Genomic DNA, 20009 nt, shown 5'->3' with positions numbered 1-20009 from the left:
GCCGGAATGTCGATTCCGTCGGTACCGCGTGCGATACTCGCCGACGTGGGGTGGCAAAGCACGCGGGGTGTTCTGATCGGGCGGTCGGTCGAGCTCGATCACCTCACCGCCGTGCTCGACACCGCGGCCACGGGGCAGGCGGGGGTGGCCCTCGTGGGAGGTGACGCGGGCATCGGCAAGACCCGTCTGATCACCGAGCTGGCCGATCGTGCCGAGGCCGCCGGATTCGCCGTGCTCATCGGCCAGTGCGCCGAACTCGGCGACGCCCTCCCCTACCTCCCGCTCGCCGACGCCCTGCGTTCGGCACGCGGGGAGCTGCGCGCGGCGCTCGACGCGAGGCCGGTCCTCGGCAGGCTGTTGCCCGGCGGCACCGACCCCGGCAGGGAGAGCACGTCGGGCCTGACGCAGCAGCAGCTCTTCGGCTCGGTGCTCGGCTTCCTGGCCACGCGGCCCGTGCTGCTCGTCCTCGAGGACCTGCACTGGGCCGACCAGTCCACCCGCGACCTGCTGGTCTTCCTCAGCCGGATGCTGCAGACCGAGCGCGTCTGCCTCGTCGGCACCTACCGCACCGACGACCTCCACCGCCGCCACCCGCTGCGCCGGGTCCTCGCCGAGCTCAAGCGCCTCCCCTCGGTGACGCCGGTGGAGCTGGAGCCTCTCGACCGCCACGAGATGACCGACTACCTGGCCGCGCTCGGCGGCACCGACGCCGGGGTGATGCGGAAGGTCGTCGACCGGGCCGAGGGCAATCCCTTCTACGCGCAGGAGCTGCTGGAGGCCGCCTCCAAGGGCTCCTCGATGCCCGACGGCCTGGCCGGCCTGCTGCTCTCCCGGGCGGAGCTGCTCTCCGACCCCGCGCAGCGAGTGCTCGGCGGCGCGGCCGTCGCGGGCCGCCGAGCCGACCACGACCTGCTCCAGCAGGCCTCCGGCCTCGACGACCTGGCCTTCGAGGAGGGCATGCGGGAGATCGTCTCGCGCGGCCTGCTCCGCCCCGACGGGGAGTACGGCTACGCCTTCCGGCACGCGCTTCTCCAGGAGGTCGTCTACAACGACCTGCTGCCCGGCGAGCGGACCAGGATGCACGCCGAGTTCGCCCGCCTGCTGACCGCCCGAGGGGGGTCGGCGGCCGAGCTCGCCCACCACTACCTGGCCGGTCACGACCTGCCGGGGGCGCTGGCCGCGTCCGTGGAGGCCGGGCGGAGGGCCGAGCGGCTGGGGGCTCCCGCCGAGGCGCACCGCCACTTCGACCGGGCGCTCGGGCTCTGGGACCGGGTTCCCGACGCCGAGCGGCTGGCCGGGATCGGCCACGTCGCCCTCGCCGCGCGCAGCGCCGCCGCGGCGGCCGACAGCGGCGACAACCACCGGGCGATCTCCCAGCTCCGGCGCCTCCCGCCCTCCGCCGAGATCAACGAGCGGCTGTCGTACTACCTCATCGACACCGATGATGTCGAGGGCGCGATCGCCGCCGCGTACGCGGCCGTCGAGGCGGCGCCGGAGGGGCCGGTGCTCGCCCGCGCGCTCGCGACCTACGCCCGCTCGCTCTACTGGACCGAGCGACACGACGAGGTCGAGGCCCTGGCCCGCCGCGCCCTGGAGACGGCCCGCGCGAGCGGCGCCGCCGACGCGGAGACCAGCGCGCTGATCACCCTCGCCGCCCTCGCCGCGCTCGCCGACGACATCTCCCGGGCCAAGGAGCTGCTCGCCTGCGCGAGCGCCGAGAGCTCGGGCAACCTCGCCATCGACCTGCGGGCCATGTTCACCTACGCCCGGGTCCAGTACGAGAGCGGCGACCTCGCCGAGGCGGCGACCACCACCGACCGGGGGCTGCGGCTCGCACGCGAGAGCGGCCTCAACTGGAGCACCTACGGCACCGACCTGCGCTTCCTGCGCCTTCTGATCCACTACGTCGCGGGGGAGTGGGACCTGGCGGAGAAGGTCGCCTCCGGGTTCGCCGTCCGCGTCGGCACCCCGCAGGAGGCGCTCCTGTCGTCCTTCGCGCTCTTCGTCGAGGTGGCCAGGGGCCTTCCCGTCGTCGAGGACCGCCTGTCGTGGCTGGAGTCCTTCTGGCCCGACGAGGTGACGGTCACCGCCATGAGCCGCGGCCTGGCCGCCGAGCACGCCCTGTGGCGCGGCGACCCGGAGGCGGCACTCGAACACGCCCGCGCGGGGCTCGACGTCGTCCTTCCCAACGACCCCGCCGTGATCCGGCTCAGCAGCACCGCCCTGTGGGCGCTGACGGACCTGGGACGCACGGAGGAGGCCGACGCCTTCCTGGAGCGGGCCAGGGTGCCCGCCGCCGTCGGCCCCGGCTCCGTGCGGCGCGGCCCGCTCGGCCCCGAGGGACTGGCCTGGCTGGCCAGGGCCGAGGCCGAATGGCACCGCGCGCACGGCCGTCTCGACGTCGTGGCGTGGCGCGCGGTGGTCAAGGCCTTCGACTTCGGATTCGTCTACGAGGTCGCGCGCTCGCGGTGGCGGCTGGCGGAGGCGCTGCTCGTCGAGGGCGACCGTGCCGCCGCCCTGAAGGAATGGAAGCTCGCCGTCGAGGCCGCCGAGTCACTGGGCGCCCAGCCGCTCGGCGCGGCCCTGGCGGAGCTGGGACGCAGGGCGCGCTTCACCTCCGCGCCGCCGACCGTGCTCACCTCCCGTGAGCGGGAGGTGCTCGCCCTGGTGGCCGAGGGCCTGCCCAACCGCGAGATCGGCGAGCGGCTGTTCATCGCGCAGAAGACGGTGAGCGTGCACGTCTCCAACATCCTGGGCAAGCTGGGCGTCTCCTCCCGCACCCAGGCGGCCGCCGTGGCCCACCGGGACGGCCTGCTCTGACCACCGCGCCCCGTCGCGGCCGGACGGGTGGGCCGCGTGACCGGGTGGGCCGTTCGCGTGACCGGGTGGGCGGGCCGCGTAGCCGGGTGGGCGGGCCGTCCGCCGCTCACCGGCTCGGGGCATCGGTTCGCCATGCGTACCAGCCGCGGCACAGCACGTAGGCCGCCGCGGTCGTCACCGTCACGGCGAGGTCGATGAGGGCGGTACTCGACGCGTCGGGCATGTCCCACATCGCGAAGGAGTACACGGTGATCGCGCTTTTCTGGAGGAGCAGGAGCTCCCACAGGCCCCACTGCCGGCGTGGTGCGACGGCGAGGATGGCCCACAGTCCCGCGAAGACGATGTAGGCGAACGTCCGCCACGCCTCGGTGATGACGCGGTCGTCGGACACGCTGGTCATGATCATGACTCCGCCCGCGAACGCGACGAGGGTCGCGACGGCGTTGAGGGCCATCAGCGTGCGCCCGATCCGATCCGCCCAGGGGGTCGGGTGCCTGACGGCGGTGGGGACAGCGGTTCCAACGTTCATGAGAACTCCTTGTATCGAGGGGGTGCTCTGGGGCGGGTGCCATCGGCACACCGTGAGTGCACGACATCCAGGCGCGGCCGGCTGCCGGGGGAGGCGCGTCCGGTCGCGTCGAGGCCGCCGGACGGCTACCGCGTTCCACGAGCACCGACCGGCCGTGTCGCCGTCGCGGACCTGAACCCGACGCCGACGGATATATCTGCTATGAACAATAACTTCTGTTACGATCATTAACTCTAGCGCTGGTTCGTATTGATTGCAACGGGGCTACACTTTGGGCATGTCCATGAGTACCGGTACCGGAGGCCCGACCCGCCGTGAACGGCTGCGCCGGCAGACCATCGACGAGATCAAGCAGCGCGCCTTCGAACTCCTCGACACCGGCGGGACGAACGACGTGTCGATCGCATCGGTCGGCAAGGCCATGGGCATGAGCCCGCCCGCGCTCTACCGCTACTTCCCCTCACGCGAAGCGCTGCTGGAAGCGCTCGTCGTCGACGCCTACACCGACCTCGGGTCCACCGTCGCGGCGGCCGCGCGGGGCGGGGCGGGGCAGGACGCCCGGTCCAGGGTCGCCCTCATGGTCCAGGCCTGGCGGCGCTGGGCACTGGCACTCCCGCGCCGGTACGCGATGCTCTTCTCCGACCGCTCGCCCGCCGCGCAGGATCCCCCAGAGGGGGTCGCCGCGGTCAACCAGGGCATGCTCCCGCTGGTCATCGCCCTGCAGGAGATCGCGTCGCACTCCTCCGCCGACGGCACCCCGCTCGACGAGGCGTTGCTGCGGTGGGGGCAGGCGATCGGCGCACCCGCGGACGTCACGCCGGCGGCGCTGCGGCTCGGCGTGCTCTGCTGGTCACGCGTCCACGGACTCGTCTCGCTCGAAATCGCCGGCGCCTTCGACAGCATGGGCATGGACGCCGGTCTCCTGCTGGCCGAGGAGATCGAGGCCGTGGTCGACACGGCGGGCGGCCGGAGTTCCAACGGGAGAGGATGACGGCCGCGGAAGACGCCAGGGTTCTTGCGTGGCGTAGTCGTCGCAGACCTAGTGAACGTCGAGGCCGTCAGGGACCTCTCGCACAGGGCCGACCTGGGGTGCGATCACTCGAAGCAGAGGCAGTGCGGTGAGCACCGCGAGCGCGACAAGGAGGGCGCTCACCCATATCGGGCCAAGATCACCAGCATCGGTTCCGAGGGTCGCTGCCGCGACGGCGGGGCCACCCGCTGCGCCGATGTTGAGTGCCGCGGTCGCGTATGACCCACCCATGGTGGGGGCGCCCGCCGACTCATGGAGCACCCTGGCGATCAAGGTGCTGCCCACGGCGAAGGACAGCGCGCCCTGTACGAACACGAGGATCAGAAGCGCCACCGGCTGGGCGGCGACGGTCGCCAACGTGGCCCAGCCGAGCAACAACATGGGGCTACCGATTCCGATCACGATACCGGGGCGCTGATCCGAGAGCCGGCCCGCGAGAGTGACGCCGACGAAGGACCCCACACCGAAGAGCACCAGTGCCACCGGGACCCAGAGCTCATTCAGGCTCGCGGTGTCGGTCACGATCGGTGCCAGGAAGGTGAAGGTGGCGAATGTGGCGGCATTGACCAGGGCGCCCAGCAACATGGCCAGGACCAGCCTGGGCATCGCGAGCTGGGCGATCTCGGTTCGTAGAGAGGGGCCGGTCGGAGCGTCCCGGGTGCTCCCTGCGGCGTGGTCCGGGATGCCTCTCACGATGCCGAAGGCGGCGGGAAGGCAGAGCAGTGCGATCGCCCAGAAGGTTGCCCGCCAGCCGAGCAGCGTTCCGAGCACCGCGCCGCCCGGAACTCCGGCGATGGTGGCCACCGTCGTGCCGGAGAGCAGTACCGCCAGCGCACGTCCCTTCTGGGCGGCTGTGACGAGCGTGATCGCCGTACTCAGCGCGACTGCCAGAAAGCCCGCGTTGGCCAGGGCGGCGATCACGCGAGTGGACAGAAGAACCGGGAAGCTCGACGTGAGGGCACCCACGACATGGGCGGCGGCGAACACCAGCACGAAGCCCAGCAGACTGGCACGGGTGGGCCACCGGCGTGCGAGCACCGCCATCAGTGGCGCCCCGAGGACCATTCCGACTGCGAATGCCGAGGTCAGAAGTCCGGCATTTCCGACTGACACCTCCAGGCCGGCGGCGATGTCCGGCACCAGGCCGGAGAGCATGAACTCCGAGGTGCCCATGGCGAAGACCGCCACGGCGAGCAGGTAGAGCGGGAGAGGCATCGAGAACTCCGAGGTGAGAGAACGAGAGGAAAGACGTCTCGTCACCGCGGCCAGCACCCAGGGGTGCGCGCACCTGCCCCGCTCAGCGAAGCTGCCGGGGGAGTGGACTACGAACTCAGTGGTTCAGGGGGCTGACGGCGTGACCGAAAGCCCCCACCTTGGATGCCTCAGGGCTCGACATGCCACGAACACTACTTGAACCCATCGGTCATCACGCAAACGGATTCCGCCCGCAGGAGGTGTTCGTCGAGATCCTGCCCACCAAGCGGTCGTGATCGGCTTCGCGGGTCAGGCGCCGATCGGCTTCGCGCGGGTCAGGCGTCGCCCTGATCGGCCCCTGAGGCCTGTCCTGATCGACTGCGCGAGGTCACACCTTGCCGTGGCCGCTGCGCGCGGTCAGGGCCAGCTCGCGCACGACCTGGATCAGCTCCGCCGGGTCGAAGGGTTTCGTGAGGTAGGCGTCGACCCCGATTCCGAGGCCCCGCCGCTTGTCGTCCTCCTGCGCCCGCGCGGTGATCAGGACCACCTTGATATGGCGGGTCCCCTCGTCGTTGCGCAGCCTGGTGGCGGTCATCCAGCCGTCCAGCCTGGGCATCATGACGTCCAGCGTGATGACGTCGGGCATCACGTCCAGCACCCGGTCCAGGCAATCCTGCCCGTCGGAGGCCGTATCCACCTGGAACCCCTCCAGGGTCAGGTTGACCGCGATGAGCTGCCGGATGACGTCGTCGTCATCCACTACCAAGACCCTGCCCAGAACCTCTCCCACGGCGTGAGGCTAACTCCTCTCTCCCGCGCCCGCGCGGGTTTCCGAAGATGTGTACGTACGGTTATCCACAGGCGGCAGGTGTTTCCCGTTTTTCCCCGAGAACTCCGGGCGCGGCGGCCAGGGCGGGCGGTGCCCGGTGATCATCGGCCTTCCTCCCCGGTGAGCCGTGCCAGCAGGGCGAACCCGTGGCGGTCCACCGAGACCGAGGTCGCGGACATGACGACCACACCGGTGCCGGCCGCGCGGTCGATTCCGAGCCACGTACGGAACCCGCCGGTGCCGCCGTTGTGCCAGGTGATGGGACGCTTCTTCGCTTCGACGGTGATCCACGCGGCGCCGACGCGCACCGCAGGCCCGGAGAGGTTCGCCACGGGGTCGAGGGCCGCGATGCCGGGGGCCGTGCCGTCGAGCAGGGCGGACGTCAGGCGCGCCATGTCCTCGATCGACGCCCGGATGCCACCCGCCGGTCCAATCGCCTCACCCGTCCACGGCTGCCGCACCCGTCCCGACCTGCTCCTGCCGATGACCGCGCCGGGCAGCAACTCGTCCGGGTTGGCGGGCGTGTAGAACACGCCGAGCCCCAAGGGCTCGGCGACCCGCGTGCGGACGAGATCGCGGTAGCTCGTCCCGGCCGCGTGCGCGATCGCGTGGCCGAGCAATTCGAACCCGAAGTTGGAGTATCGGGCCCGCGGTTTCCCGATCTTCACCCCCTGCGCCTGGGCGAGGAGCTGGTCAAGGCTCTCACCGTAGGGATTCGTCCCGTGCCGCCACAGCGCGAGGGTCCGTCGCCACGGTTCCGCCGACCCGGGCAGGCTCGGCAGCCCCGAACGGTGCGTGCTGACCGACGCCAGCGTCACCCCCGCCACCGCCGTCCCGTCGAGCCGCAGGAACTCGCCGAGGGTCGACGTCGTACGGATCTCTCCGCGTGCGAGCGCGTCGGCGTAGAGCAGGCCCGTGACTCCCTTCGAGATCGAGCCGATCTCGAAATCCGCGCTCAGGGGTGCGCCTACACTCGCCACCGTCGTCCCCTTGGGCGAGACCGTCGCGACCGCGATCACAGGATGCCGGTCGCCCACGAGCTCACGGAGCCGCGCCGCGAGTTCTTCGTCACCGTAGGAATCTGTTGGCCGCCTGTCGTCCATGCGTCAACCATAGTTGACGTACATATCGGCGGCAACCTTGGCCGGAACTCGTCAAGCTCGGTGAGACATGGTTGCTTCAGCTGTTCTGTGCCTGCGGGGGGCCTCACTCTTGCGGTTGTCCGGGTCGTTGATCCATGCCGCGGCGAGAGTGTGTCCGGATCAGGCCTCGCAGGAGTTCTCGGTTTCGGCGGTGCAGGTGTCGAAGCCGCTGACGCCGTTGGCGACATCGATGCCGCCTTTGCCGTTCAGTGTGTCGTCTCCACCGCCGCCGTTGAGCCCGTCGCGGCCTGAACCGCCGGTCAGGGTGTCATTGTCACTCCCGCCCAAGATCGACGACTGCAACGAGGTGTTGTTGGTCACGCTGTCCTTACCGCCGAGGGTGGCCGCGTCGATGAACTGGATCGTGCTGCCGGTCCCGGCGCACTGCACCACGTTGGTACCTGACGTGATGCATCCGGCGCCGGCGCTCATCCCTGATGTGCTGTCCACGGTGACCTTGCCCTCAAGGATGTCGATCTTGATGGTGTCAGCGCCGGACGTGCCCGTGATGAACACCGTGCGGCTGCTGACATGGACGGTGGTGACGGCCGCGGCCTGCACGGGCGAGGCGGCGGCGGCGATAGTGATCAAGCTGGTCCCCGCCAACGCCAGAGCGGTGAGGGAGCGATGGATAAGCGACATGGTGATATCCCGTCTGATCGTTGAGGTTTGTACGCGCGTGAGCGTGTGGTGCGAGTGAGTAGGTGGCGTTACGGTCCGGCGGTGGGCCGACCCGCTCGAAGTACGCCGGGACCGGCGGTACGTCTTCAGCTCTCCTCCGCCCTCGCCGTTCAGGCGCGATACAGGGGCTGCTTCGCATAGGTCACGGGGATGGAGGAGATGGGTTCGTCGAGTGCGGTGTCCGCTCGACGCCGGGCGACCGCGCGTACGTACCCGAGATGGCGGCCGCGGTCGGCGGTGATGGCGTTGATTTCCGGCTCGTTGTCAGGTGCTACCGCCCGTTGCCATTCCAGCCAGTGCTTCCAGCCGTCCGTCATGGTGTCGGTGAGGTCCACGGAGGCGATGCCGCTGCGTTCCCAGTGGCGGTGCCACCAGCGGGCCGAGTGCAGGCAGGCCATGCTCGGCTCCCACCAGCCCCGCAGATGCTCGGGAACCGGCCCGTCGATCTCCTGGGTCAGTCCCGCGCCCGCGATGCCGATCTGGCCGCCCGGCCGGACGAACCGGGCCAGGTAGTTGAGGTACAGGTCGTCGGTGCCGTAGTAGACGAAGGAGTCGATGCTGATGACGGCGTCGAAGAAGCCCGCCGCGAACGGCAGGGATCGGGCGTCGGCGTGGATCGGGAACACCGCGTGGCCGGCGCCGGCGTCGCGGATGCGGTGCAGTCGCTCGTCCGCACCGAACCACAGGTCCGTTGCCCAGACCTGGACGTCGAACTCGCGGTGCAGGAAGATCGATGACGCGCCGCGGCCGCAGCCCAGATCCAGCACCCGCATCCCGGGCTCCAGCGTCATCGCATGGGTGAGCCATTCGGTCAGCCAGAGTGAGTTGGCTCCGCCGCTGACGCTGGAGCGGATCCAGTCGGGGTGGTACCGCGAGGTTCGCGGGAACAGCGGGCTCGCCAAGGGGTCTTGTGGCATGGGTGTCGTTCTCCTCATGGCCGGGAGGGATGGTCGCGCCGTGCCACACCGCCCGCTCCCCGCCGCCCGAGATAGGCCTGGGGGTGGACGCGGTGCTCGCCCGCGATCGCTGTCACAGCGTCGGCAGGAACTCGAACAGCTGGTTGCGGGCCCCGCCCTTGCAGGTGAACTGGATGATGTTCACGCTGTTCGCGGTGCCGGCGCTCGGAACGTCGAAGCACATGTTGAAGACGTGCCGCGGCCTGATGCTGTTCAGCGATGACCCGCCGTTGTCGAGCGCGAAGCGCTGGTTCGACGCGCCGGTGCAGTCGAACTGGATCACTCGCGCTCCCAGGGCCGGGCTGCCGCCTTGGATGTCCAGGCACTTCCCGGTGACGTGGGTTGGCCGGATCTCGAAATCATTGCCGCTCACGCGGATCAGGCGGAATCTCTGGTTCGTGGCGCCGGTGCAGTCGTACTGGATCAGGTTGGCGCTGTTGGCGTGGCTGCCGTCTTGGACGTCCAGACACTTGTTGGTGGTGTGCAGTGGCCTGATCTTCACGATCTGGTCGGCGGTGGTTCCGGCTGAGGCCGGCGAGGCCGCACCGGCGAAGCCGGTGATGGCCGAGATGAGGAGTGCGGTAGCAGTGGCAATGTTGCGCACGTGGGCGCCCTTGCCTTCCTTGGCTGGTTGTGCGGTGTCGTCGGGTGTTGTGGTCATGTCCTCCAGGGTCGCCGGGTCAGGGCCGGTTACGCGTCCGTGCCGACTACTGATGTTGGCCGGGCGCGTACGTACGCAACTGGGTCCGGTCGGCCGCGCCGGTCTTGGCCAGAAGCCGGCTGACGTGGGTTTCGACCGTGCGTACGGACAGGTGCAGCCGGGCTGCGATCTGCGTGTTGCCCAGCCCCTCGGCCACCAGGGCGAGCACCTCGGCCTCCCTGCCGGTGACCCCGGCGGCGCGTAGCCAGGGCGGCACGGTCGCGCCCCTGCTGCGGCGGGACGGCGCACCTGCCTGCCTCAGCAGGTCCCGGCACTGCCGTGCCGGTGCTTCGTCACCGTTGAGCTCGTGCCAGGCCAGGTCGGCGCGCAGTCCGGGTACGGGATCTCCCCATCCCTCGCTCACCGCCGCAGTCCACACCGGCAGCCGCAGCAGTCGATGCCACCACGGATGCTCCTCGAGCGCCGCGTCCCCGCGGGCCAGCACCTGCATCGACTCCTCCGCCCTGCCCTCGCGCCCCGCGGCGACGGCGTCGGCATAGAGCAGCGCGCCCCGGTTGACCTGCCGGCGGCCCGCCCGGGCGCGGTGGAACACCGCGCGGGCGTCCTGCGGCTCGTGACCGGTCACTTCGCGCAACAGCAACCACAGCCCCCACCAGTGGGTGGGGGCCGCCGAGGCGTGACCGGCCAGGATCGCGGCACCGTCATCCGCCTGCGTGGCCGCGCCCGGCAGGTCTCCGGTCACCACTGAGCAGATCGCGCGTACCAGGTCAAGACCTGCTCGCACCTCCCGCGGCGCGTTGGGTCGGGCTCCGGCCCGGCGCAGCCATCGCTCCGCGCCGTCGCGGTCTCCGGCGCCTGCGCGGGCGGCGGCGACGAACAGCTCGGCGACCGCCTGGACGCTCGTCAGCCGCAGCCGTGCTGACAGCTCGGCACAGCTGCGGGCCACCGGCTCACCCACGCGGGGACCGTGCGCCACCAGCGCCAGGTCGGCCACCAGCAGGTCGATCGACGCCAGCTGCCCCAGCAGCCCGGCGGACTCAGCGATCTCGCGGGCCTCGGCCAGCGCGGGCGGGTCCGGCTGGCCACGCTGAACGGCGGCCAGGTGGAAAAGGGCGGACACGCGCAGTGGGGTCAGGCCACGCTCGGCGGCCACCTGCACCGCCCGCCCGAACGCCACCCGCGCCGCAGCCGCATCACGATGGGCCAGGCAGCGCCCCTGCACCAGCAGTGCCCCCGCCAGAGACTCGCCATCACCCGCGCGCTCGGCCTCGCGGACCGCGTCGGCGGCGAGGGAGCCGGCGCGGTGCGGATCCCCCTCCCCGTAGGCGGCGTCGGCCCGCACGATGGCGAAACGCGGATCGTGCGGCCGGCCGGCTCGCTCGGCGTACTCGATCGCCGCCGCCCGGCGTCCGCCCACCACGCAGCCACGGGCCAGCTGCAGGCACAGCTCGACGTACTCGTCCCCGGTCGCGGTGCCGATGGCCTGTTCCCCAGTACGCAACGCCGCTTCCACCTCGCCGGCCAGCGTCAGCAGCCGGACCTGCTCGATGGCCAACGCGGTGCGGATCGCACCGGCGGCTTCCACCCGGGCCAGCAGCGCCCGCGCGCTGCGTAACGCCCCTCGGGCGAGATCGTGGCGGGCCAGCCGGAGCAGGATCCGGCCGGCCCGTTCACGCTCTCCCACCGCAGCCAGCAGTTCTGCGGCCCGTACGTCAGCCTCGCCAACGCCACCGCCGTCAAGCAGATCCGCGGCGCGCCGTGCTATCGCGGCCCGTTCCGGCGGCAGCAATCCCGCCAGCACCGCCTCCCGGGTGAGCGCGTGCCGCCAGGTCAGCTCATCGGCCTCGGCCCGCAGCAGATGCGCATGGGTGGCGGCGCGCAGACCCGCCAGCAACACCGCCTCGTCCACTTGCGCCACCGAGGCCACCACGTCCCAGCCCAGGTCGACCCCCACCACCGCGGCTACGTGCAGCAACCGGCGGTGCTCACCGGCCAGGGCCGCCATCCGCTCACCGACGAGCGCCCGCAACGTCGGCGGCACCGCGATGTCGTTCAACGCCTCCCGCGGGGCGGCCAGATCCACGCCCGTCTCGCGCAGCCCCGCCGTCAGCTCCTCCACCAGCAGCGGCAGCCCGTCGCAGCGCTCCACCACGAACGAGGCGGTCGCCGCCGCGAGCGGCACACCGGCCCGATCGCCGGCCAGCTCGGCCACCTGGGCCGCGTCCAACCGAGCCGGACGCAGCATCCGCACGCCCGGCCGCCGGCCGATCCGCTCGATCTGATCGGCGGTACGCGGCTCCTCACGTGCCGCCACACAGATCATGATCCGCTGGTCGACTACCTGATCGACCAGGTATTCCAGGACCGCGAGCGTGTCGAGGTCTGCCCAGTGCAGGTCATCCAGAACCAGCAGGCAGCCGCGTCCGGCGCCGACCACGCGCAGCAGCCGCAGCACGCCCTCCCCCACCACCACGGCGGGGTCCACCATCGTGTCGGCCTTCTCGGCATCGCCGGCCGACCCGAAATCGGGAATGATCCGCCCCAGCGCCGCCCGATACGGCCGCAGCTCGGCGTCCCCCGCGAGCACGGCATCCCGCAACCGCCCGACCAACGCGGTGGCCAGCGCCCGGTACGTGCCCCCCGCCAGCACCGCCCGGCCCGCCAGCACCTCCATGCCCGCCGCCGACGCCCGGGCCGACGCCTCCGCCAGCAACCGCGATTTGCCGATGCCCGCCTCACCGACGATCATCACGGCCGCACCACGGCCATCGGCCGAAGCCTCAATGAGCTCCTCGATCACCGCGATGTCCGTGGCCCGACCCACGATCCGCTCCCCTGGCGGCTCCATCAATCCCACCAACTCCATACCTCCCTACCGCGAGCCCTGGATCACCTGGGTTGACGGCGGACAAAACCGATGCGAGGCACCCGTTCACCGTAAGACGGAAGAGAGCGTAGGGAACCTTCATGTGATCCTGCCGTGTTCGGCGCGCGCAAGCCCGGGGTCCTTCTCGCCCAAGATGCCGAACCTCTGGATCAAGTCCCTCCGCCCGGGCCGGTGCCACCAGCCCCAGGTAACGAGAAAGACCAGATCAGAGCCTCCTGGCAGGCTTGATCAAGACGCGAGGCCATGACATTCCGCAGCCGTCTGGGACGCCAGTCTCCTCACGGGGCCGATGAACGGTCACGACGCGGTCCAGGCTCTCTGTCCGCTGATCCTCGGCTCGTGTTGTCGCGCGGCCAGACCGCTTCGCAGCGGTCTGGCCGCGCGGCACCCGTGGCCGGGGTCAGATTTCTCCGTTGCGGAGGCCTGTCAGGAAGGTGTTCCAGGCCGTGGGGGAGAAGGTCAGCGCGGGGCCGGCTGGGTCCTTGCTGTCGCGGACGGCGACGAGGTCAAGCAGGTTGGTGGCTACCTCTACGCAGTCGTTGCCGCCGCCGCTGAGGCTGGACTTGCGGAACTCGGCACCGGACAGGTCAGGGGAGATCATGGCTGCTCCTCACCGCGGCTATGAATGCCGCAGAATCCTCGGGGGACAGGCAGACGTCGCGAAGGCGCTCAAACTTTAGGGTAAGTCGGAGCACCTGGTCGGCCGCTTCGACGTAAACGTCTCCGCTGGAGCATTCGGTATAGCCCACTTCCGGGTCCTCGTCGCTGAAACCCAGCACGGAGAAGGCGCCTTCCAGGCCACTGTGTGCGCCGACCGCAGTGGGGAGGACCTGGATCGTGATGCTGGGCCAATCGGAGACCTGGAGGATGTTGTTGAGCTGGCGGGCCATGAGGCTAGGCGATCCGACCGGACGACGTAGCGCGGCCTCGTCTATGAGGGCGTGCAGCGTTGGCGCACCTGGTCCGAGCAGGTTGATTTTCCGGGTCATGCGGGCGCTGACGTGCCGGTCGAGCTGGGTTTCGGTCAGCTCGGGCCTCGCTGCACGGATGACCTCATAGGCGTACTCTTCGCTCTGGAGCAGGCCCGGGATCAGGATCGGCTCCCACTTGCGGATAGTCGCCGCCTCGGTTTCGAGCGCGATGTAATAGCCGGTGAAGACATCCGAGTAGGCGGTCCACCAGCCACGTATGGCGGCGTCCTTGCAGAGCTGGATCAGCTCGGTCTTCGTCGCGAAGTCCGCGCGGTACAGGTCACAGGCGTTGGCGACGTCCGAGGGGGTCACTGTGATCCGTGCGTTCTCAACCCTGTTGAGCTTGGATCGGCTCCACCCAAGCGGGCGAGCTGCCGCCTCGGGCGTGAGCTCGGCTTGCTCCCGAAGTCGTCGTAGTTCACGGCCCAGACGACGCTGCCGGACTGTGGGGCTCTTCGTCATGCCGCTCAGTGTGCTAGGGATCCGGTAAAAAATCTATACGCACAGCGCTTGCGCGCTCGCGCAGTGTAACTACATGATGGCTCGACAGCATCGCTACTTTGAATGGGGTGTCGTGGCGCTAGACCGCCGCTCCGTGAGCGGAGTCGACCATGGTCGTTGAGTCTCTGTTAGGACTTCGCGGTTCGCGTGCCTCGAGGAGACTCTTTCCTGCTGTGCTCCGGGGGCAACACGAAGGTTCCGAGGCTGGGGACGAGCTTCACGAGCCCCAGGTCGTGCAAGTATCGGAGGACGTGGCGAGCAGTGTTGTTTCCGACGTGGTAGTCGCCCATGATCGCCACGATGCTCGGGACCTTGTGGCCAGGCGGCCACTTGCCGCTGTGGATGTGCTGCTCAAACGTCTCGGCGATCTGCTCCCACTTAGGTCGGCCAGGCTCGAAATCGATCATGTTAGCGACCATATTTGTTACCAGCATGCCTGGGCGATATCGGGCACGCCTAGACGTGCCTAGGCGTGCATGGACACGCATGGACATGCCCTATCCATGGGATGTCCGCTTTAACTGCCCGCTAACAAACGGACCCGTCCGACGATGCAAGCGTCTGGACGGGTCCTTGACCAGGAAGTGAGTCCTGATCCGTGAGCAACCCTAGTGCTCCCGTTCTTGACAGACAGGCGGTCGGTGGCTGCGGCTGTTTCGCCGAGGTGCCGCCCATGCCGATGGGGTGTGCCACCTGCGGGCATGCCCCCTACGCGCACGGCTGTCCCGATCGGCCCGCCGATCACGAGTACGTCCAGCCCTCCGGCGACCTGCTGGACATCCGGCTGCGGGCCCGTCGTACCGGAGACCGTTCCCTGTCGTGCTTCGAGTCCGCCGACGTGGCCCCGGCCGGTGCGATCCCCGCGCAGCGGTCCGCCGAGGTGGTCGCGCCGGTATCCGGTCAGCGGTGTGCTGGGTCGGCTCCGGCCGAGGGGATTCCGGCGATGACCGGGCAGCGTCGTCCCGAGCGGTGCGTGGCCGTCGGGCCGCCCGTACCGGCGTTGTCGCTTCGGCGGATGCCCTGTCGCCCGCGCCCGGCGTCGCCGCCGGGGTCCGCTCTCACCAGGCCGCCCCGGCTCGGAGGCGGACGCCACCTCGTGTCCCGCTCCGGGCGAAGAACCACCTGCGCACCGAACCGCTCAGCGGTCACCCCATCTTCGTGCCGGTCACCCGACCGGTACGGCGTACCCCTCCAGATTTTTCCCTGCTCAACAGAGCGGGCCCGTCCCACGCTGGAAACGACCGGACGGGCCCTTGATCGGATCGAGGTCCAATCAGTGAGAGATGGTAGTTCCACCCACCCAGAGCCCACCAGCCCCAACACGACGATTCCCGGCTGGCGGTTGATCCTCAGCGACGCCGGACGGCTGTGGGCCAGCCGGGAGAGGCCCTTCTCCCCGGTGGCCACTCAGGCCGGGGCCGAACGGACCGTCGACGCCGACAACCTGGAGGCGTTGCGGGCCGAGACCGACCGGCAGGAGACCTTCGCCCGCGAGGCGGACGAGCAGGCGGCCCGCGAACAGGAGACGCGGGAGGCCCCTGCCCCGGAAGAGCGGGAACGGAAGACGCGAGAGCGGGAGACGCCGGAGCGGGAGCAGAGCGGGCAGGTGATCTCATGATCCGCCGCTGTCTGGCCGCCGCCCGGGGCCGTCACCGCGACGGCCAGGCCGTCGCCCAGGTCCCGCGCTACACCTGGGACCACGAGGCGCGGGCCGAGGCCGCGATGCTGGAGATCACCTGGCCGGGCTGGTCGGTGCTGTACGGCACCGGCAGCCGTCTCTTCCACGCCATCGCCACCTGGCCCACCCCCGAACCGCTGATCATTTGTGACCGGACCGTCGACGGGTTGAAGACCCAGATGCGCGAGGCCGAGATGACCGCGCTCCTGCACCGCTGGGTGCTCACCTCCGGCTCGGCCAGCATCGGCCACTTCTGATGAGCGTCTGATGAGCGGGCACGGCGGCCCCATCCCTTCCCCGGTCCAGGGCCGCCGTGCCATCCAAGACGTACCGCGCGAAGGCGAAACATCGCCGTGTGGAAGCCGTGCGGAACAAGAACTTGCCCGTCGCACAGGAAATCCCTCGATAACTCAACACTGTGGCCGTCCAGCCCTATATAGCTGTGTAGCGCAGGGGAGTCAGCTGCCGTTCGCCGTTCATAGGGGGCGTCTCATGGCCAAAGCGCGCCAGAACAGGCGTGCCAAACCCAGTCGGGCCAATGCGGCTCCCGCCCCCCGGGCCGAGGAGGCCGAGCCGACCGGGGCCGGGCGATGGAAAGCCATGTGGACGTGGCTGGCGGGAATCCTCAGCGCCGTGATCATCGCAGTAATCGGTGTCGTGTTCACCGCTTGGTTCAACGCACGCGGATCCGACGCGGTCGACCGGATCAGCGGGGAGCCTCCGATCAAGGTCGGCCACGTGGCCGTCGACTACTCCACGCAGGACACCGCCCTGAGGGAGCCGGTGACCGATCCTGGAGAACGAGCGGTTCTGCTGAGCAGCACGTCCGGCTCGCGCCATGACGCCGTCATGGCACGCCATCACCGGGCCCCCCTCGAAAAGACGGACGTCACCGTCGTCCTCATCGGGAACCGCAGCAGCCTGCGCATTGTCGACATCAAGCCGCGCGTCCTCGACCGCAAGCCGGTCTCGGACGGCGCGCTGCTGGTCTACACCTCCGCCGGAGAGGTCGGCACCGTCGAACTCTCCGCCGATCTCGATGAGCCGGCTCCCCGCTTTGCTGCCGCCAAGGACCCGGACACCTCGTATTTCAGGAAGAAGCAGATAGACCTGAAACGGGGTGAGCGGGTCACGCTCTCCATGTCGGTCAAGGGCACGGCGGCGTACTACGAGTTCGATCTCCTGGTCACCGTGCTCGCGGAGGACCGAACCGAGCAAATTACGATCGAGGGCCCGGACAAGAACCCGTTCCGGGTAACCGGCACTGCCGACGCCTACCGCACCTATTACGCCGTCTCGCCGCTCCGTGGCTGGCAGACGATCTCTCGTGGCCAGGCGTGCTTGATCGAGCGGAAGATCCAAAAGAGCAAGGAGTGCTGATCGTGCACGGGCGCCGCTCGGTCGCGGTCCTGTTCGCGGTGGTCCTGACGGCCTGCTCGACCGCGGTGGCGGACGCTCCGCGGCTCCCGCTCGTGCCCGTCGAGTGGCGTGCGGTGTGGTCGGTGCCTGCGGACGCCGACACCGGCGAGCCGTTCTTCGAGACTCCGCGCTACGCCGTGTCCGACCACGCAGTCGCCGTAGCGACACGCCAGGACACCGTGCGGATCCACGATCCGCGCACAGGTGAGCTCCGGCGCACCGTCCCGGCCGACCCGATTCTCACCGCGCCCATCACCGGCGTGTGGATCGCGGCGGACACGCTGGTCGTGTCGAGAGGAACGCCGGACATCGTCGACCACGCCCTGAACGGCCATGACCTGACCACAGGCGCCGCGCTGTGGCGGCGCACGATCGCCGCCTCCAGTGATCGCTCCGGGACGGAAGGTATCGGTGTGTACCGGGGCCCGCAGATCATGGTGACCGAGCGCGGCATCGTGGTGTTCGAGCGACCGGCCGAGCCCTTCGACATCCATGCCCTTGACCTCCGGACCGGGGCGACCACGGCACGGATGACGTATCCGCGAGGCTGCCACCTGCGAGGCGCGGCAACCGCCCGATCGGTGGTGCTGCTCAGCTCTTGCGCGGGAGATGAGCAGCGGCTCACCTCGATGGACCCGCGCACACTGCGGCACGGTTGGACGCGTCCGCTGTCGTCATCCCCCTCGCCACCGGGCGAAGACGCTGCGATTCGCGTTACGGCCAATGCGGAAGGATACGTTCACGCCTCGGTGGGGAACGATGATTTCTTCTACGGGGCGGACGGCCGCCTGCTGTCCACCGGTCCGGAAGCTGTGGGGGTCGTGAACCCGAGCAGTTGGAGCCCGCCCTTGTTCGTCGGCTCGTACTCCGCGGCAGCCGACCCTGGCGGGGGCCTCCCGGGAAACGAATGGCCGTTGCCCGCCTACCTGTTCTCCGTTGACCCCGGCACCGGACAGCTCGGCGGATTGCCGCTCGACATGCCCCACCCTCGGGTGTCCCTTGTCGGGTCGATCCGGGGTATGGCCTTCGTGCACAGCGATGTCCCCGGTGACGGCCGGATCACCGCGTACAAGCTGATCTACGGACTTTCGCGCGAGCCTGCCCGCTTCGGCGGTGTCCCGGCGAGCGCCTGGCCGGATGCCTGCGCCCTGCTCACCGGCCATGATCTGTCCGTCCTCGCGGACGGCTACCGCGCGGTTCCCAGAGCGGACGACCCTGCGGGAACGGCGCCGCCGAAGTCGGCGAAATGCGACTGGATACCGCCCACGGACGACGGCGCCGTCGTCTCGCTCTCCGTGGAATGGGTGTCCTCGTCGAACGCGGGCGCGCGAAAGCTGTTCACCGCCGAGGTCGGCGCCATCAAAGAGACCAACGCCTTCGATCCCACCACTGAGAGCCCGGGCTTCCTCTCCTATACCGTGGCCGAGACGAACGGGTTCTACGGCGCGACGATCATCAACGTGGGCCCCGTCGTCGTCCGGCTGAGCTCGCTCTCCCGACAGGCGGTGCGACTCATCTCCCCATCGCTGCAGGGCAATCTGCTCGCACGGTATCAGCCAGGCGTCCGCGCTCCCCGCCCCGCGCGAGAGAGCGGCTGGAACCATCCGACCGACGCGGTCGTCTACGCCGAGCCGGTGGTGGTCGACGGTGTCGTCTACGCCACAAGTCGCGATGGCACGGTGTCCGCGCTGGACGCCGTCAGTGGCGCGATGCGGTGGCGTTTCCAGACGGGCGGTCCCCTGCTGCTCGATCACGTGGTGGTGGATGGCACCGTGTTCGCGGCGAACGCCTCCGGCAGGCTGGTCGCGCTGGACGCCGCCACCGGCCGCATGAGGTGGAGCCGCAGGATCGATGTGATCAGCGGCCTCGTGGTCGCAGCCGGCCGCCTCTACGTCTGGACCAGGAAGTCCCCCTTTTCGATGAACGCCGAGGTCGTCGCACTGAACGGTGCCTCCGGCAAGAGGCTGTGGAGCTTCCAGCCGCAGGGCTATGTCGTCAACCCCGACCCCGTGCTGGTCGGCGAAGTCGTCCATGTCGGCAGCGACCATGGCATGGTGTACGCGCTGGACGCCGGTTCGGGAGCCCAGAAGTGGCGCTTCCGGGTTGGCGGAGGACGAGACCACACTCATCTGGCGCGAGCCAAGGGGGTCGTCTATGCCGCGAGCCCCGGTGGCAAGGTGCATGCGCTGGAAGGATCCTCAGGGAAAGTCCGATGGAGCTCAGGGATCGACGGTCCTGTCGATTTCCGTCTGGTGGTGGCCGGCGGGGCCGTGTATCTCGACAACAAGGACGGCACGACATACGCACTGGACGCCGGCTCCGGTACGCAACTGTGGAGCTTCCAGACCGAGGGCGACAGGCCCGGCTTCCGGTGGGACATCGCGGTGGCCCAGGGACTCGTATACGCCGGCGACGACAGCAGGCTGTACGCGCTCGACGCCGCCACCGGCACGGTGCGATGGAGTTTCTCGTTGGGCAAGGGCTTCACCTCCGGCCCCGTGGCCGAAGGCGGGACCATTTACGTCGGACACGACGGGGGAACGCTTCACGCGCTCGACGCCGCCACCGGCGCGGTGCGATGGAGCTTTCAAACCGGCGGCACCATCGAAACCAGACCTGTCGTGACAGGTGGCTTCGTGTACGTCGGCAGCACGAACGGCAACGTGTACGCATTGCCCGCGGCAGGCGGCTAGATCTTGAGGGACTCAGAA

Annotated in this window: 17 protein-coding genes; 6 read left to right on the top strand and 11 right to left on the bottom strand. The window is 69.7% G+C overall.

Going from position 1 to position 20009, the window contains the following annotated elements:
• Positions 1-45 precede the first annotated feature (45 nt).
• Entirely contained in the window at positions 46-2820 is a 2775-nt protein-coding gene (locus ACTOQ2_RS06880; protein ID WP_440098867.1) for a helix-turn-helix transcriptional regulator, read from the top strand.
• Between the two features lie 106 nt (positions 2821-2926).
• Here ACTOQ2_RS06880 and ACTOQ2_RS06875 read toward each other — a convergent pair whose 3' ends face one another.
• On the bottom strand, positions 2927-3349 hold the full coding sequence (locus ACTOQ2_RS06875) for a hypothetical protein (RefSeq protein ID WP_440098866.1): 423 nt from the start codon (positions 3347-3349) through the stop codon (positions 2927-2929).
• 277 nt (positions 3350-3626) lie between these two features.
• Here ACTOQ2_RS06875 and ACTOQ2_RS06870 point away from each other — a divergent pair, with 277 nt between their 5' ends.
• Positions 3627-4340: a TetR/AcrR family transcriptional regulator gene (locus ACTOQ2_RS06870; protein ID WP_440098865.1), complete on the top strand. Its 714-nt coding sequence runs from the start codon at positions 3627-3629 to the stop codon at positions 4338-4340.
• Positions 4341-4388: 48 nt separating this feature from the next.
• Here the strand turns inward: ACTOQ2_RS06870 and ACTOQ2_RS06865 are convergent, their stop codons facing one another.
• The 10 genes from ACTOQ2_RS06865 to ACTOQ2_RS06820 all read right to left on the bottom strand — a co-directional run bounded on the left by ACTOQ2_RS06865 (position 4389) and on the right by ACTOQ2_RS06820 (position 14608).
• Positions 4389-5594 carry a Cmx/CmrA family chloramphenicol efflux MFS transporter gene (locus ACTOQ2_RS06865; protein WP_440098864.1) on the bottom strand — a complete coding sequence of 402 codons (1206 nt, stop codon included), beginning with the start codon at positions 5592-5594 and terminating at the stop codon, positions 4389-4391.
• A gap of 367 nt (positions 5595-5961) precedes the next feature.
• Positions 5962-6363, bottom strand: coding sequence for a response regulator transcription factor (locus ACTOQ2_RS06860; RefSeq protein ID WP_440098863.1), 402 nt, complete (start codon positions 6361-6363; stop codon positions 5962-5964).
• Between the two features lie 140 nt (positions 6364-6503).
• Positions 6504-7505 (bottom strand): serine hydrolase domain-containing protein, encoded by a 1002-nt coding sequence (locus ACTOQ2_RS06855; RefSeq protein ID WP_440098862.1) that lies wholly within the window; start codon positions 7503-7505, stop codon positions 6504-6506.
• A 159-nt stretch (positions 7506-7664) separates the two neighbouring features.
• Positions 7665-8186: a hypothetical protein gene (locus ACTOQ2_RS06850; RefSeq protein WP_440098861.1), complete on the bottom strand. Its 522-nt coding sequence runs from the start codon at positions 8184-8186 to the stop codon at positions 7665-7667.
• A gap of 149 nt (positions 8187-8335) precedes the next feature.
• Entirely contained in the window at positions 8336-9142 is an 807-nt protein-coding gene (locus ACTOQ2_RS06845; RefSeq protein WP_440098860.1) for an SAM-dependent methyltransferase, read from the bottom strand.
• A 112-nt stretch (positions 9143-9254) separates the two neighbouring features.
• Positions 9255-9842 carry an RICIN domain-containing protein gene (locus ACTOQ2_RS06840; RefSeq protein ID WP_440098859.1) on the bottom strand — a complete coding sequence of 196 codons (588 nt, stop codon included), beginning with the start codon at positions 9840-9842 and terminating at the stop codon, positions 9255-9257.
• Between the two features lie 46 nt (positions 9843-9888).
• On the bottom strand, positions 9889-12666 hold the full coding sequence (locus ACTOQ2_RS06835; protein WP_440098858.1) for an ATP-binding protein: 2778 nt from the start codon (positions 12664-12666) through the stop codon (positions 9889-9891).
• 463 nt (positions 12667-13129) lie between these two features.
• Positions 13130-13330: a DUF397 domain-containing protein gene (locus ACTOQ2_RS06830; RefSeq protein WP_440098857.1), complete on the bottom strand. Its 201-nt coding sequence runs from the start codon at positions 13328-13330 to the stop codon at positions 13130-13132.
• On the bottom strand, positions 13317-14162 hold the full coding sequence (locus ACTOQ2_RS06825) for a helix-turn-helix domain-containing protein (RefSeq protein WP_440098856.1): 846 nt from the start codon (positions 14160-14162) through the stop codon (positions 13317-13319). The genes ACTOQ2_RS06830 and ACTOQ2_RS06825 overlap by 14 nt, the downstream gene beginning before the upstream one ends.
• A gap of 167 nt (positions 14163-14329) precedes the next feature.
• Entirely contained in the window at positions 14330-14608 is a 279-nt protein-coding gene (locus ACTOQ2_RS06820; RefSeq protein WP_440098855.1) for a GntR family transcriptional regulator, read from the bottom strand.
• Between the two features lie 869 nt (positions 14609-15477).
• Here ACTOQ2_RS06820 and ACTOQ2_RS06815 point away from each other — a divergent pair.
• From ACTOQ2_RS06815 to ACTOQ2_RS06800, 4 genes are all read left to right on the top strand, one after another.
• The gene (locus ACTOQ2_RS06815) at positions 15478-15819 is read left to right on the top strand and encodes a hypothetical protein (RefSeq protein WP_440098854.1); all 342 of its coding nucleotides are present in this window, start codon (positions 15478-15480) and stop codon (positions 15817-15819) included.
• Complete coding sequence (locus ACTOQ2_RS06810) at positions 15816-16136, top strand: hypothetical protein (protein ID WP_440098853.1); 321 nt, start codon at positions 15816-15818, stop codon at positions 16134-16136. Before ACTOQ2_RS06815 ends, ACTOQ2_RS06810 begins: the two co-directional genes overlap by 4 nt.
• Before the next feature lie 235 nt (positions 16137-16371).
• Positions 16372-17259, top strand: a complete 888-nt coding sequence (locus tag ACTOQ2_RS06805) for a hypothetical protein (protein ID WP_440098852.1) — start codon at positions 16372-16374, stop codon at positions 17257-17259.
• Positions 17253-19991 carry an outer membrane protein assembly factor BamB family protein gene (locus ACTOQ2_RS06800; protein ID WP_440098851.1) on the top strand — a complete coding sequence of 913 codons (2739 nt, stop codon included), beginning with the start codon at positions 17253-17255 and terminating at the stop codon, positions 19989-19991. The genes ACTOQ2_RS06805 and ACTOQ2_RS06800 overlap by 7 nt, the downstream gene beginning before the upstream one ends.
• Positions 19992-20009: the final 18 nt, after the last annotated feature.

Source organism: Streptosporangium sp. H16 (genome assembly GCF_051918855.1).
GTDB lineage: Bacteria > Actinomycetota > Actinomycetes > Streptosporangiales > Streptosporangiaceae > Streptosporangium.
Note: the sequence above shows the minus strand (reverse complement) of the source record. Positions and strands in the feature narration are given on the sequence as shown.

Excerpts from the sequence above, each read along its gene's own strand:
- ACTOQ2_RS06875 (WP_440098866.1), bottom strand. The coding sequence starts at position 3,349 with ATGAACGTTGGAACCGCTGTCCCCACCGCCGTCAGGCACCCGACCCCC.
- ACTOQ2_RS06870 (WP_440098865.1), top strand. The coding sequence starts at position 3,627 with ATGTCCATGAGTACCGGTACCGGAGGCCCGACCCGCCGTGAACGGCTG.
- ACTOQ2_RS06865 (WP_440098864.1), bottom strand. The coding sequence starts at position 5,594 with ATGCCTCTCCCGCTCTACCTGCTCGCCGTGGCGGTCTTCGCCATGGGC.
- ACTOQ2_RS06855 (WP_440098862.1), bottom strand. The coding sequence starts at position 7,505 with ATGGACGACAGGCGGCCAACAGATTCCTACGGTGACGAAGAACTCGCG.
- ACTOQ2_RS06850 (WP_440098861.1), bottom strand. The coding sequence starts at position 8,186 with ATGTCGCTTATCCATCGCTCCCTCACCGCTCTGGCGTTGGCGGGGACC.
- ACTOQ2_RS06845 (WP_440098860.1), bottom strand. The coding sequence starts at position 9,142 with ATGCCACAAGACCCCTTGGCGAGCCCGCTGTTCCCGCGAACCTCGCGG.
- ACTOQ2_RS06840 (WP_440098859.1), bottom strand. The coding sequence starts at position 9,842 with ATGACCACAACACCCGACGACACCGCACAACCAGCCAAGGAAGGCAAG.
- ACTOQ2_RS06830 (WP_440098857.1), bottom strand. The coding sequence starts at position 13,330 with ATGATCTCCCCTGACCTGTCCGGTGCCGAGTTCCGCAAGTCCAGCCTC.
- ACTOQ2_RS06825 (WP_440098856.1), bottom strand. The coding sequence starts at position 14,162 with ATGACGAAGAGCCCCACAGTCCGGCAGCGTCGTCTGGGCCGTGAACTA.
- ACTOQ2_RS06820 (WP_440098855.1), bottom strand. The coding sequence starts at position 14,608 with ATGATCGATTTCGAGCCTGGCCGACCTAAGTGGGAGCAGATCGCCGAG.
- ACTOQ2_RS06810 (WP_440098853.1), top strand. The coding sequence starts at position 15,816 with ATGATCCGCCGCTGTCTGGCCGCCGCCCGGGGCCGTCACCGCGACGGC.
- ACTOQ2_RS06805 (WP_440098852.1), top strand. The coding sequence starts at position 16,372 with ATGGCCAAAGCGCGCCAGAACAGGCGTGCCAAACCCAGTCGGGCCAAT.